This window comes from Acinetobacter sp. P8-3-8 (assembly GCF_000214135.1).
Classification (GTDB): Bacteria; Pseudomonadota; Gammaproteobacteria; order Pseudomonadales; family Moraxellaceae; genus Acinetobacter.
In genome coordinates this window covers 1-12825 of record NZ_AFIE01000041.1, presented here as the reverse complement: position 1 = coordinate 12825, position 12825 = coordinate 1, and the positions used below count along the sequence as shown (strand labels likewise).

10 protein-coding genes and 1 pseudogene are annotated in these 12825 nt (G+C 36.4%); 6 read left to right on the top strand and 5 right to left on the bottom strand.

Annotated features, from left to right (window positions below; genetic code table 11):
- Position 1: 1 nt before the first annotated feature.
- A complete protein-coding gene (mnmC, locus tag GGG_RS0114395) occupies positions 2-1933 on the top strand; it encodes an FAD-dependent 5-carboxymethylaminomethyl-2-thiouridine(34) oxidoreductase MnmC (protein ID WP_010116077.1) in 1932 nt (643 codons plus the stop codon).
- A 95-nt stretch (positions 1934-2028) separates the two neighbouring features.
- On the opposite strand, the gene GGG_RS0114390 is transcribed toward mnmC, so the two are convergent.
- A complete protein-coding gene (locus GGG_RS0114390) occupies positions 2029-2343 on the bottom strand; it encodes a rhodanese-like domain-containing protein (protein ID WP_010116076.1) in 315 nt (104 codons plus the stop codon).
- Between the two features lie 91 nt (positions 2344-2434).
- Here GGG_RS0114390 and GGG_RS0114385 point away from each other — a divergent pair, with 91 nt between their 5' ends.
- From GGG_RS0114385 to GGG_RS0114375, 3 genes are all read left to right on the top strand, one after another.
- Entirely contained in the window at positions 2435-2923 is a 489-nt protein-coding gene (locus GGG_RS0114385; protein WP_010116075.1) for a YajQ family cyclic di-GMP-binding protein, read from the top strand.
- Between the two features lie 25 nt (positions 2924-2948).
- Positions 2949-3452 carry a DUF4442 domain-containing protein gene (locus GGG_RS0114380; RefSeq protein WP_010116074.1) on the top strand — a complete coding sequence of 168 codons (504 nt, stop codon included), beginning with the start codon at positions 2949-2951 and terminating at the stop codon, positions 3450-3452.
- 134 nt (positions 3453-3586) lie between these two features.
- On the top strand, positions 3587-4105 hold the full coding sequence (locus tag GGG_RS0114375) for a nuclear transport factor 2 family protein (RefSeq protein WP_010116073.1): 519 nt from the start codon (positions 3587-3589) through the stop codon (positions 4103-4105).
- Between the two features lie 71 nt (positions 4106-4176).
- On the opposite strand, the gene GGG_RS0114370 is transcribed toward GGG_RS0114375, so the two are convergent.
- From GGG_RS0114370 to GGG_RS0114360, 3 genes are read right to left on the bottom strand one after another with little or no spacing between them, the layout of a single operon-like run.
- Complete coding sequence (locus tag GGG_RS0114370) at positions 4177-4599, bottom strand: acyl-CoA thioesterase (protein ID WP_010116072.1); 423 nt, start codon at positions 4597-4599, stop codon at positions 4177-4179.
- A gap of 21 nt (positions 4600-4620) precedes the next feature.
- Positions 4621-5052 (bottom strand): thioredoxin TrxC, encoded by a 432-nt coding sequence (gene trxC / locus GGG_RS0114365; RefSeq protein ID WP_010116071.1) that lies wholly within the window; start codon positions 5050-5052, stop codon positions 4621-4623.
- Positions 5053-5949 carry an alpha/beta hydrolase gene (locus GGG_RS0114360; protein ID WP_010116070.1) on the bottom strand — a complete coding sequence of 299 codons (897 nt, stop codon included), beginning with the start codon at positions 5947-5949 and terminating at the stop codon, positions 5053-5055.
- A 125-nt stretch (positions 5950-6074) separates the two neighbouring features.
- Here GGG_RS0114360 and GGG_RS0114355 point away from each other — a divergent pair, with 125 nt between their 5' ends.
- Positions 6075-6410, top strand: coding sequence for a TIGR01244 family sulfur transferase (locus tag GGG_RS0114355; protein WP_010116069.1), 336 nt, complete (start codon positions 6075-6077; stop codon positions 6408-6410).
- Between the two features lie 277 nt (positions 6411-6687).
- Here GGG_RS0114355 and GGG_RS19840 read toward each other — a convergent pair.
- Positions 6688-11150, bottom strand: a pseudogene (locus GGG_RS19840) (hypothetical protein).
- A gap of 217 nt (positions 11151-11367) precedes the next feature.
- Here GGG_RS19840 and GGG_RS0114345 point away from each other — a divergent pair.
- Positions 11368-12750 carry a dihydrolipoyl dehydrogenase gene (locus tag GGG_RS0114345; RefSeq protein ID WP_010116066.1) on the top strand — a complete coding sequence of 461 codons (1383 nt, stop codon included), beginning with the start codon at positions 11368-11370 and terminating at the stop codon, positions 12748-12750.
- Positions 12751-12825: the final 75 nt, after the last annotated feature.

Sequence of the window (12825 nt, the reverse complement as noted above, 5' to 3'; positions counted from 1 at the left end):
ATTGTCAAAAGCCATTCAAACAGCCGATTTAGATTGGCAAAGTATTGATGGAATTGAAGTTCCTATTTCCAAACAATTTGGTGATGTTTACTTTTCTAAAGACAATGGCTTACTTGAAACTCGCCATGTTTTTTTAAATGGCAATGACCTATCCACACGTTTGGCTGACTTACAAGACTTCGAATATTTCAGCGTGGGTGAAACAGGCTTTGGTACAGGTTTAAATATTTTGGCACTCTGGCAACTCTGGCAACAAGTTCGCCCGAATAACCACAGCCATTTACATGCGATCAGCGTAGAAAAATTTCCTTTAAATAAAAATGATTTGATTCGTGCTTTAAATGTTTGGACTGAATTAAAACCTTTAGCCGACCAACTCATTGAACAATATCCTTTACCTATTGCAGGTTGTCATCGCTTAAATTTCCCAAATGAACGTTTTTCCATTGATCTGTGGTTGGGCGATGCGCACGATATTTTTCCTGTCATGCCTAAAACACATTCAATCAATGCATGGTTTTTGGATGGTTTTGCACCGTCTTGCAATCCAGATATGTGGGAAGAAAATGTTTTAAATAATATTGTTCGTCTTTCAGCTTATAGAACAACTTTTGCCTCGTTTAGTGTTGCGGGTGTTTTAAAACGTGGCTTAAAACAACATGGTATTTCTATTTCACGTCCTCGTGGTTTTGGTCATAAACGTGAAATGTTAAAAGCCATTTGGAATGCTCCTGAGCAGTTAGAAAATAACCTGTCTGAAAATGATTTCGATCTTTTAACAGATTCAATTCAAAAAAAAACTGAATTAATTCACACTACTGATTTTAAACAACGTCAAATTGCGATTGTAGGGGCTGGAATTGCGGGTTTAAGCTGTGCATGGGGTTTTGCTCAACGAGGACACCAAGTCACGATTTATGACCAATTAGAACCTTTGGCGGGTGCATCTGGAAATCCACTTGCCTTACTCAATCCGAAACTCAGTCCGATTGAACAAAGTGCTGAACATTTAATGACTTTGGCATGGCAACATGCATTGAATTATTATCAAAAATTTAAAGCCTTCCGACCGATTGCTGTCAATCAATTGGCACTTAAAAATCCAGATGAATTGCTACAACTTGCTCAGCAATATCCACAAGATTTACTCAAAGCACAAACAGCGAATGAATTAGAAATCGAAACAACTTTTGAAAGTTTACAACTGACTCAAGCAGGTTCAATTTACCCACATTTATTGAGAGATCAGATCTTAGAACATCCTCTAATCACATTTAAGCAGGCTGAAATTGAAAATATTCAACAAAATACTTATCAGCGTTTAGAAATTAATGATGTTCAACAAAATCCTCTTGGTATTTTCGATCATGTGATTATCTGTTGTGCCAAAGAAAGTAAACGGTTTTTTAAAGATTTCCCGACTCTCAAACCTATTCGAGGACAAGTCAGTTGGGTCAATAACCAAGATCATGCTTTAAATACTGAATCGGCTTATAGCTATGGTGGTTATTGCATGCAACTGAATGATCAGCAGCTCATTCTCGGCGCATCATTTTATCCAAATCGCGATGATGATGACGTTTTGATCGAAGACCATGTGCATAACTACAATCTTATCCACAGTGTCTTCCCAGATTATGCAAAATCCTTAGCACCAGCCGAAGAATGGCAAGGTCGAGCTTCTGTACGCGCCCAAACTTTAGATTACTTTCCTATATTGGGAAAACTGGATGATCAGCAGGAAATCTATACGTTTTCAGGTTTAGGCTCTAAAGGTTTTTTATTTGCGCCATTATGTAATGACGTACTCACAGCATTGGTTTTAAATGAAGCCTGCCCGATTCCACAAGAGTTACTCAATAAACTGAGTCCCAAACGCTTTCAAAAGAAAGTAAAAGAAAAAAAGCCATATTATAAACCGCCAAGACCATAAATCACTGAGTAGCTTAAACAGCTAAATCTAACTCTCCCCCAAATAAGTTCATTCAAAATTTTTATTCAATAAAAAAGCGCCTTTCGGCGCTTTTTTTACGAATCTTGCTCTAATGGCAAACCAGCATCACGTGCAGCACGAGTACCACCCATTAAAACGACGTAGTCACGGGAGCTGTCGAAACCCTCAAGTTTTTCAGCAGCGCGAGGCGCTTTACTACCACCACCACATAGGATGTAAATGGACTGATCCGAATTCACTTGAGTCAAGCTTGCTGCATCTAAACTATCAATAGGCTGATTTACAGCACCTTTGATATGACCTTCAGCATAGGCTTTTGCGTCACGAACATCCCAGATAATTGCATTTTCTGGGAACTCAAATGTTGTAATTTCTTGTTTACGGATCATTGTGCACTCCTTTGATGTAAACAACACTTGGCAAATGAAGAAAACATCCCTAGCATCTCAGATATTCTTTCCATTTGTAAAGGTCTAAACTATGCCATCGTTCGATATTGTTTCAGAATTAGAGATTTTTGAAGTAAATCACGCAGTTCAAAACACGCAAAAAGAGATTGCAACTCGATTTGACTTCCGTGGTCAGGACGTTTCTATCGAAATTAATGAAAAAAATAAAGAAATTAAAATTTCTACAGAAAGTGATTTCCAATGTGAGCAGGTTTATAGCATGCTTGAAAATCATTTCTTTAAACGTAAAATTGATATCCAAGCGCTTGATCCACAAAAAATGACAGCATCAGGTAAAAATGTGATACAAATCATTAAACTTAAAGATGGTCTTGACTCTGATACTGCAAAAAAAATTAACAAAGCCATTAAAGAAAGTGGTGTCAAAGTGCAATCATCTATTCAAGGCGACAAAATTCGTGTGACTGATAAAAAACGCGATACTTTGCAACAAGTGATGGCTTTTCTAAAAGAACAGCAATTTGGTGTGCCTTTACAATTTAACAACTTCAAGGACTAAGGTCTTCATTGCTATAGGTTGAAATATGACTCAGACCAATCGTTTATCTAAAATCGTTAAAGCAACGTCTAAATTTCCAAAAGGAATTCAGAGTACCTTGCTAAGCAAAGCTTTTGGTCGTGTCGTCCCTATGGTAGGCACTGCAAAACTACGTTATGTCGAAGTGACGCATAGTCGTGTCGAAGTTAAACTCGAAAATAACAAAAATATGCAAAACCATATTGGTCAAGCACATGCCTGTGCAATGGCACTTGTTGCTGAAACTGCAACAGGTTTCGTGACAGGCATGAATATTCCAGATTCTTGCATCGTACTCATCAAGAACATGAATATTCAATTTAAACGCCCTTCAAAAGGTGGTTTAACTGCGGTTGCTACATTGACCGATGAACAACGTAAAATGATGCAAGAAACTGAAAAAGGTGAAACCCTTGTTGCAGTAACAGTCACAGATGAGTCAGGACAAGAACCGATTCAATGTGAAATGCTTTGGGCATGGATTTCAAAATCACACCTGAAAAAGAAATAAATGTAAATAAAACTTACTTTTGAGTAAGTTCAAAATTTACTAAAATACTGAAATTCAGTGACGATAATACACTGTAAAATCATTGTGATATCTCTCAAGATGGTGTTCTTAAAACAATCATCTTGAGAATAATCATGCCTAAACTCACTTTCAAAAAATGCTTAATTTCGGGTTTACTTATTTTACCTGTGCTTATGACCGCATGTAGTCAGAACCCTCAGCAATCTGCTACGGCTGTAAACAACCAAACCTTAAATGCCATTTCGATGGTTCAACAAGCTGAACAAAATAAAAAGATTGTGACCGATTTTTACGAAGGCGTATTCTTAAAACATCAAGTTAAAGCATATGCAGATCGATATATTGGCGAACAATATATTCAACATAATCCGCATGTTCCAGATGGGAAAGTACCTTTTGTAAATTATTTCACCCAATATTTCCAAGAAAATAAAGAAGCAAAAAGTGTGATCAAACGTGCTGTTGCAGAAGGTGATTTAGTCTTTTTACATGTGCATTCAACTGAAAATGCACAAGATCGTGGCGTTGCAGTAGTTGATATTTTCCGAGTTGAAAATGGTAAAATTGTCGAACACTGGGATGTTCAGCAAGATGTTCCTGAACCCAGCGCAAATACCAATACAATGTTTTGAGAATGACTCAAAAATAGACATAAAAAATCCCAATCAATATTGGGATTTTTTTATCAAATACAGATAGTGAATTAAGCACTTTGCGAAGCTAAATATTTTTGTTTCACATCTTCTGGAATTTGACGTTTATTCCCAGCAACATCCACGGCAACAAAAGTAAATACCCCTTCTGTTACGCGCTTCGGAGCACGTGAACTATCATGACTATCCCATACTTCAATTTGCATTTGAATTGAAGTATTACCGACTTTCAAAATTTTGGTATAACAAGTAATCACATCACCCACTTTCACAGGAACCAAGAAAGTCATCTGATTAATTGAAATAGTTGCACAACGTCCTTTACTAAAACGCTCTGCGTGAATCGCCCCCGCCAAATCCATTTGTGAAACGATCCAACCACCAAAAACATCACCACTCCAGTTGGTATCTGCTGGCATAGCAATGGTTTGTAAAGACAGTGTACCTTCTGGTTTTACATGAGAATCTGACACAATAACTCCGAGCCCGTGAATTTATTTAAGGGCATTCAATTGTTGATCTAACCATTCTTGTAATTGGTTAGCACGTAAAGCACCGCTTATTCTAGCAACTTCGGTGGTTTTATTCATCAAAACCAATGTCGGAATACTACGAATATTAAAAGCACTACTTAAACGTGGATTTGCTTCTGTATCAATCTTGGCAAAAACAACCTTTGGGTTGCTTTTCGCAACTTCAGCAAAATGTGGTGCCATCATCTTACATGGGCCACACCACTCCGCCCATAGGTCAATGATGATCGGTAAATCACTATTACTCACAAAATTGCTAAAGTTTTGTTCATTTAACTCAATTGGAGCCAGTGGAATTAAATTTTGATGACACTGCCCACAGCTCGGTTGAGCCGTTAATTTATCTTCAGGAACACGGTTTTTAGCGCCACATGATGGACATACAATAATCATCTAGCTCACTCCAATATGTTGATGTAAGAATTCTAATTGGGTCGAAATGGCTTTTTCCAACCATTTCCCATGATAAATATCAAAATGTGCCATATCCCATTCATAATATTGTACAAAAGGTGCAATATTGGTCGCTGTTTCACGACTAGACTCAATGGGGATAAAGCTGTCTTTTTTAGAAGCAATAAACAAAACAGGAATGTTAATACTTCTTACCGTCTGGATCGGTCTAAAACGCATTAAATTGAAAAAAACACGTGCAGGAACTTCACCACTCCAAAAATAATCTGGATTTACAATCGACATATAGCCATTGTAACTCTCTTGGGTTGGAATAAAACACAAATCAAACGGATGCACTACAGGCAATTTTTTCGGCAGCATCCCCACTTTTGCCCCCATATAATCCTGACTAGACAGTTTTAATGCTTTAGGTAACTGTTGGATTGGGAATAATTTTGCTGTTTCTGCACCATCTACGAATGGCACTTGAACCATAATGGCTTGAATGCTTTTCAACTCATTGGCTAGATTTAAAACATATCCACCGCTGAGGGAAGTTCCCCATAAAACGATCTTACGATGATTAATTTTCTTTTGATTAGCGACATAAGCAATCACAGTTCGCCAGTCTTCTAACTGCATCTTCAAAGAAACTAATTCTCGTGGCGAACCTGTACTACCACCCCAGAAACGATAATCAAATAAAACAACAGCATAACCTGCTTGGGCAAACTTCTGTGCATAGGCTACTAATCTAAATTGCCTTAAAGCGGCAAACCCATGTGCCATAATAATCACAGGTGGTTTTTTTATATTTTTTGGTCGATAAAAATCTGCAGCAATGACCTCTTGTCCAATTGGGATATACAGTGGTTCAACTGTATATTCGAACATATGCGCTCCATTGCGTTATCTTATTGATATTTTCTTTTATAAATCTTATGCCATTTAAACTCACTTCTGAGCTTAATGCTATTATGTATAGCATATTCGATTTTAAATCATATTGGAGTGACGAAATGAGTGAAATTGTAGGCTTTGCAGGTCAAATTAATCCTGAACATATTCCTCAAGTGGTTGAAAAGGGTTTTAAATCTGTAATTAATAACCGTCCAGATCTGGAAGGTGGCCCTGAACAACCTACAAGCGCTCAAATTGAAGAGGCTGCACGTGCTGCTGGTTTAGATTATGTTTATCAGCCTGTGGTTGCTGGTCAGATCACTGAAGTTGATGTAAGAACCTTTGCTAATCATTTCAATGAATTGCCTAAACCAGTACTGATGTTTTGCCGCACAGGTAATCGTTCAAATAATTTATATCAAATTGCAAAACAAATGGATTTACTGGACGATTGATCCAAACCAGAAATACGCAAAGCATCCATATTTATGGGTGCTTTTTTCATTTAATGACTAAATTTTATAATTCTTTACAGCTTAGATTTATTCAAACAATTACAATGAGTTTAAATTTAGTATGGGTTTATTTATGAAAATTATCAGTATTTTAGTTCTATCTTGCATATTTCTTTCTGCTTGTAGCTCCATGAATGTCAGACCGACAGTCGGAGTGAGTATGGGGACTTCGATCAAATAAAAAAACAGCGCCGAGGCGCTGTTTTTTAGATAAAAATTAAGGACATGTAGTCGTGTTTATACCATATGGACTATTTAAATTAGGGCCATATGTTCCATCTGTACTATAGTCACTTGATACAGAAGATAAACCTAAATTATAAGTCGTTCTAAATGGTAAAGTCGCTACTTGAGAAGATGCACCAATTTGAATATTCAACCATTGTGCATAAATCTTCGGATAACGAATAACAAAATCAAATTTACCTTCAGAATCCGTCGTATAAGTTGCTGTTGAACCTTGTCCTAAGAAGGTTGGAACTTTTACTGGAATATTAGTTACTTCAGCATTTGAAATAGCAGTAAATGAAGGGTTTACAGGGCAAGTAATAAAAGGATTGGATACTGTAGGCTCAGGGAAGTCATCAGTATTATCCGTAGGTGTTCCATTATTATTGGTTGGGATACCATTATTTAAATAAACATTCGAATTGTTTAAATTATAATATGCTTGCGCTGGCCCCACCCATTTTGCAACTGGATTAGAACCAGGAACAGGAGCTAAAGCCCAAATATAACTACCCTTCTCATAAGAGCGCGGTGCAATATCCATTTCAACTTTTTGGTTTGCCAAAGGCTTACCATCAAAGTCCACAACACTAACCGAAAGATTACGCGTGTAATAGACACCATCTGTAGATGTGCCGGTTTCTGTAGGATTTACACCGATTACGATTGAAGCAATTGGATTTTGTACCGCAGACTGTACAACATCAATACGAGAAACTTGCTGTGCATCAAGATAACCAGTTTCACTGAATTTAGCTGTTAAATTTAAGTTATCTAGATCAAACGCAGTAGCAGTATATCCAGGATTACGTGCATTTTCATCAATCTTAACTTTAAATACGGCTTGTCCATTTTGGTCTGTTGTAAGACCAGATGCACCAACAATAATTGCACCATTACGAGCAAAATCCTCAATACTAAGATTTACGTATTTATTCGCAACACCGCCACCACTCTGATCTACCAATGTTACAGTTACATCAGCCAAATCATTACGCACATTTACAGTTGGCTTATTTGATTCAATTCTTAAATTATAACGAGCCGGTTGAGGGGTTGTGATTACAGGTGAAGGCTTATACGCACTTAAACGATAAATCTGTGTAGTCATTGCACCATTTGCATTGGTATTACTTGCAGTAAGCTCAATACCACTTGCGATGAGCAAATCGCCATCCACAGTCGCTGGATCTATCTCAACAGAGAAATAAGCATTACCATTAGAATCTGTAGTTACCGTTTGAGGCTCACTTGTATTTGTAGAGTGCCCACCACCAGGAGTACCAATGATTAATGTTGCAGCATTATTTGCAGCTAAAGTTACATTTTCATTTTTAACTGGCAGACCGTTACTGTCTAATAGCTGAACGGTTACAATTGACTTATCACCATTGATGCTAAGATTGGTTTTAGATGTTCCAATCGTTAAGTGATTCGGATTTACTGCATCAAAAACACTAAATGCTAATGTAGATTCAAGAACTTCACCTTTAGGATTCTTAATAGCTCCCTTTATTTGAATCGCATTCGGACCTAAATTAAGTAAAGCTTGCTTAGCCGCACTTGAAACTTCTTTTGGAACAATAATCGTGACAGGAACTTGACCATTTGCAGTTGTTACAACTGAATCCGCACTTAATCGAATGCCAGCATCATATGCTTCTTGGTTTAACGTTAAATTAACAGGATATCCCGTGTTTGCCCCAAGCTCATCCTTAACTGCAACTTGTACTTGATAGCTCTTACCAAATTCCAATTCTTTTTTATCAGCAGTTAGACGTAAATTGACAGAATCTTTAGGAATAGCAACCTGAATCGTACCTGTCTGTTGAATACGATCCCCATTATTTAAATTGTTACCAACAACAGCAAAAGTAATACCATTCTTAATTAAATTTGCGTCATAAGCGCCTTCCGCAACTTTCACAGTAAACTCTGCTTCACCTTTACTGTTCGTAGTTACAGTCGAATCAGATAGAGAAACTCTTGATCCCGCTAAACTTGAAAGTGCAATTGCTACAGGAGTATTCGGGATGATTGCACCAGAAGCATCTTTTGCAATAACTTTGACACGAACTTCGCCACCAAGTACAGATACTGTTTGAACATCGTAACTTAAGTTTAAAGCAGCTAAATCTGGAATAACGACAGCAGGCTGAGAAACTTCAACTTTACGTGTAACGGTATAAACTGAACCATCTTTACGTACACCTTTAACCGCAACAGTAATACCATTTGCAATTAAGTTTGCTAATTCAGTTGTATTACTCGCTTTCACATTAAGATTAAACGTAACTTTACCAGTCGCATCTGTCGTAAGCGATGAAGCTGTTGCAAGACTTACACCATTACTCAGTGCAGCATCATTTAAACCTATAGCAATTTTTTGATTGGCTAATATTTTACCATCTGTCCCCGTAGCGTTTACAGTTACAGCAATAGGTTTCTCACTATTTGCAGTTAAAATAAGGCCACCAGGCATATCGACATTTAAATAATCTAAATCAATTTCACCTTGAGCAGTTGGTGCTTTAAAATTGAGATGAGCTGTGCTTGCTGTACCAACACCACTTGTAGGTTTAGCGATAAGTCCAACACCATTCTCAACAAGTGCTTTTTGCTCAGTACTACCACTCGCTTTATATTGATAAGTAAATGTCGCATAACCCGCCACATCAGTAAGTGCTTCAGCAGAACTGGTTAAACTCAAACCTAATTTTTGTAATTCAGCAACTGAATATGCTTGTGCAAAAGTAAGATTTACAGTTTCACCTTTTAAGGCACTACCTTTAATCCCTGTTGCTTTTACTTTAATCGTAATGGTTTGATCTTTTGTAAAATCATATGCAGCATTAATGGGATCAATTGCAAGATAACTTAAAGCTTCTTCAGACTTAGCTTCACTTTCAACAGAAATTTTAATACTGTTCGTTACATTATTATCAGCTGTAAATGTTGCAGTGATTCCAGCTCCCACCAAAGTCTCAACTGCTTGAGGTGTGCTTGCATTGGTTTTTAATGTATAGAAAACATAACCATCTTTATCAAAAGTTTGTTCAACGTTTGAAGTATTGTCACCACCAAAGATCTCTACACCGTTCGAAAGCGCTTCAGCGTTTAAGGTTAACTTAACTTTCCCTTGAGTTGCTTTTTCACCTTTGTTATTAATACCTTTGACTCGAATCGTAACAGAATCACCCTTGGCATTAACTTTATAAGAAGAACCTATTTCCAGACGTTGTAAAGCTTGTTCATTTGATGCAGTTGTATCTGCCGTCGTTACTTTCACAGTTGCTGTTGCAAAAATATCCGCTGTATCAACATAAGTTGCTTTAAGATTAACCCCTTGTTGAGACAAGGCAATTGGATAAGAAGATGCTGATTTAAGGGTAAAGACAGCATATCCCTTAGCATCTGTAGTTACTTCTTGAGCATTAATGCTAACGCCATATACAGCACTATTGTCTGTAAAAGATAACTTAACTTTCTTATTTGCTAGCAGATCACCATTACTATTCTTTGCGACAACAGTAACCTTAGTTGTCCCACCTTGAGCAACAATTGGTGCATCTTCCGTTACAATTTCTAACTTTTGAACAATCTGTGAAACATCTTTAAAAGTAATTGATGCTTTAGCCTGACTTTCAGCCTTAAACTCATCCACTAGTTTAAAGTTCAAATCCATTGATGTTGCGACAAATTTAGAAATATCTTCAGCAGTTAAATCCGAATTTGCCATAATCGTAAATGCAGCATTTCCAGAACTATCCGTTGTTAAGCTAGAACCATTTGCAATTGAGAATTTGCCTTGCATCTCAGCAGGTAAAGCCAAAGAAATAGTTTGATTAGCCTTTACACCACCATTTTTATCTGTAACTTGAGCTGTGATACTTGCCGAACCCTTTGGCAAATTAAGAACAACACCTTGTTGAATTTTAAGGTTATATTCACTTTGAATCGTACTTGTTTTTTAATATTTAAGGTATAAACCTGTTTAATTGTCGTTCCATCTACATTTACAGTAAGCTGTACTTTGCCAGAATCTGTATTTAGTGTAGGAATATTCACTTCAAATACAGCAACACCATTTTCACCTGTTGTTACTTGTGACGTTTTACTGGTCACACCTAACTTATCACTGTCTGCAATTGACAAATTAACAAGCTTTGCTGCAACACCACCTTTATCACTATTTAATGCTTGCACAGCAATTAAGACTTTAGAATTATCACTTGCAATTTCAATAGGTTTCGCATTAGCATCTTGTAAACTAAGATTTAAACTTTCAACAACTGTTTTAGTATCTGTCGTTGAACCGTTTCCTCCAGTGTTATTGTTATTATTGCTATTTTGATCATCATAATAACCGCCACCGCCTCCACCACAGGCAACTAAAGCTATAGAAGAAGCTAGAACTGTAACCTGTGCCCCTAATTTTTTAAAATATGTCATGACTGCATCCATTGTATTTAGTATATGTATTACCCTAAAAAACACTTTTATGGCTTTTACAGGAAATGTACTCAAAACTACAAAAATTTGCAATCTAATACTTAATTTTATTCAAATAAATATATGATTAAAAGATTACTTACAAAGATGCTTTATATAAATGTTTGTTTGATAATTAGTTTTCAATATATTAAGTTAAACTTAACTTGGAGCCCTCATGTACGACATTATCATTATTGGTGCAGGAACTGCAGGGATTAGTGCTTACAAAGAAGCAATAAAATACACATCTAATATTTTAATTATCAATGATGGTCCGTGGAATACAACTTGTGCACGTGTCGGATGTATGCCGAGTAAAGTTCTTATTTCCACAGCCAATAGAATGCATGATATTTTGCATGCTGATGAGGTCGGTTTAACAGTTCAATCTGAAATAGATACCTCAAATGTAATGCAACATGTAAGAAAATTACGTGATCGTTTTACACGAGCAACACTAAAAGATGTTGATAGCTGGAATCCAAAACATAAAATTAATGGACAAGCAAAATTTATAAATCCCCATACAATTGAGGTCAACAATCAATTCTATTCAGCCAAATCATTCATTATTGCTGTAGGTTCAACACCCAATTATGAAGCTGCATGGAAAGAAGAAAATGGAAATAGACTCATTACTTCTGATGAAATTTTCGAATTAGAAGCTCTACCAAAATCAATTGCAATTATAGGAAGTGGAGTCATTGCAATTGAACTTGCGCAGGCAATGCAACGATTAGACGTGAAAACAACCGTATTTGCGCGAAGTAAAAAAGTCGGTGTTCTCAGTAGCCCTCTTCTTCAAGAAATTGCTCAAATAGAGCTTAGTAAAGAATTAAATATCAAATTTGAAATATTACCGAGTTCAGTTAAAAATATTGACAATGATATTGAAATAAACTTTATTGAAAATAGTCAATCCAAACAAATTCATGTTGAATATATTCTAGCTGCCACAGGCCGTCAAAGTAATTTAAAAACATTAAATCTAGAGAATATAGATCCGTCTTTCTCCGATCTAAAAAAATTACCCGTAAATAATGAAACTAAACAACTTGCTAATTTGCCTATATTTATTATCGGTGATGCATTTACACAAACCCCTTTACAACATGAAGCAGCAAATGAAGGAAAATTAGTAATTTCGAGTTGTTTAAACTTTCCTCAGATCTTAAATTTAAAAAGCTTAACTCCATTGGGAATTGTATTTTCCAATCCTGAAATGGCAGTGGTTGGGCTCAATTATGCAAACCTAACTAAATTAGGGGCTGAATTCATAACAGGATATGCATCTTATGAAAAACAAGGACGCGCTTTAGTTTTGGGTAAAAATAAGGGTGCTGTAGAAGTCTATATCGATAAGAATACAAGAAAGCTACTTGGAGCAGAATTATTTATTGAATCAGCAGAACATATGGCACATTCATTAGCATGGATGATTTCAGAAGAAGTCACTCTCGATGATATTTTACAAAAACCATTTTATCATCCGACCTTAGAAGAAGGTTTAAGAACAGCATTTAAGCATGCTCGTAGGCAACTTGATATTGCCCCATAGCTACTATCTGAAATATATCTTAAATACGAACTTAGCTCTATTTTCTTATCTCTTTTTAATTTTAATGCTTTCTTT

Excerpts from the sequence above, each read along its gene's own strand:
- GGG_RS0114380 (WP_010116074.1), top strand. The coding sequence starts at position 2,949 with ATGACTCAGACCAATCGTTTATCTAAAATCGTTAAAGCAACGTCTAAA.
- GGG_RS0114360 (WP_010116070.1), bottom strand. The coding sequence starts at position 5,949 with ATGTTCGAATATACAGTTGAACCACTGTATATCCCAATTGGACAAGAG.
- trxC (WP_010116071.1), bottom strand. The coding sequence starts at position 5,052 with ATGATTATTGTATGTCCATCATGTGGCGCTAAAAACCGTGTTCCTGAA.
- GGG_RS0114375 (WP_010116073.1), top strand. The coding sequence starts at position 3,587 with ATGCCTAAACTCACTTTCAAAAAATGCTTAATTTCGGGTTTACTTATT.
- GGG_RS0114355 (WP_010116069.1), top strand. The coding sequence starts at position 6,075 with ATGAGTGAAATTGTAGGCTTTGCAGGTCAAATTAATCCTGAACATATT.
- GGG_RS0114345 (WP_010116066.1), top strand. The coding sequence starts at position 11,368 with ATGTACGACATTATCATTATTGGTGCAGGAACTGCAGGGATTAGTGCT.
- GGG_RS0114390 (WP_010116076.1), bottom strand. The coding sequence starts at position 2,343 with ATGATCCGTAAACAAGAAATTACAACATTTGAGTTCCCAGAAAATGCA.
- GGG_RS0114385 (WP_010116075.1), top strand. The coding sequence starts at position 2,435 with ATGCCATCGTTCGATATTGTTTCAGAATTAGAGATTTTTGAAGTAAAT.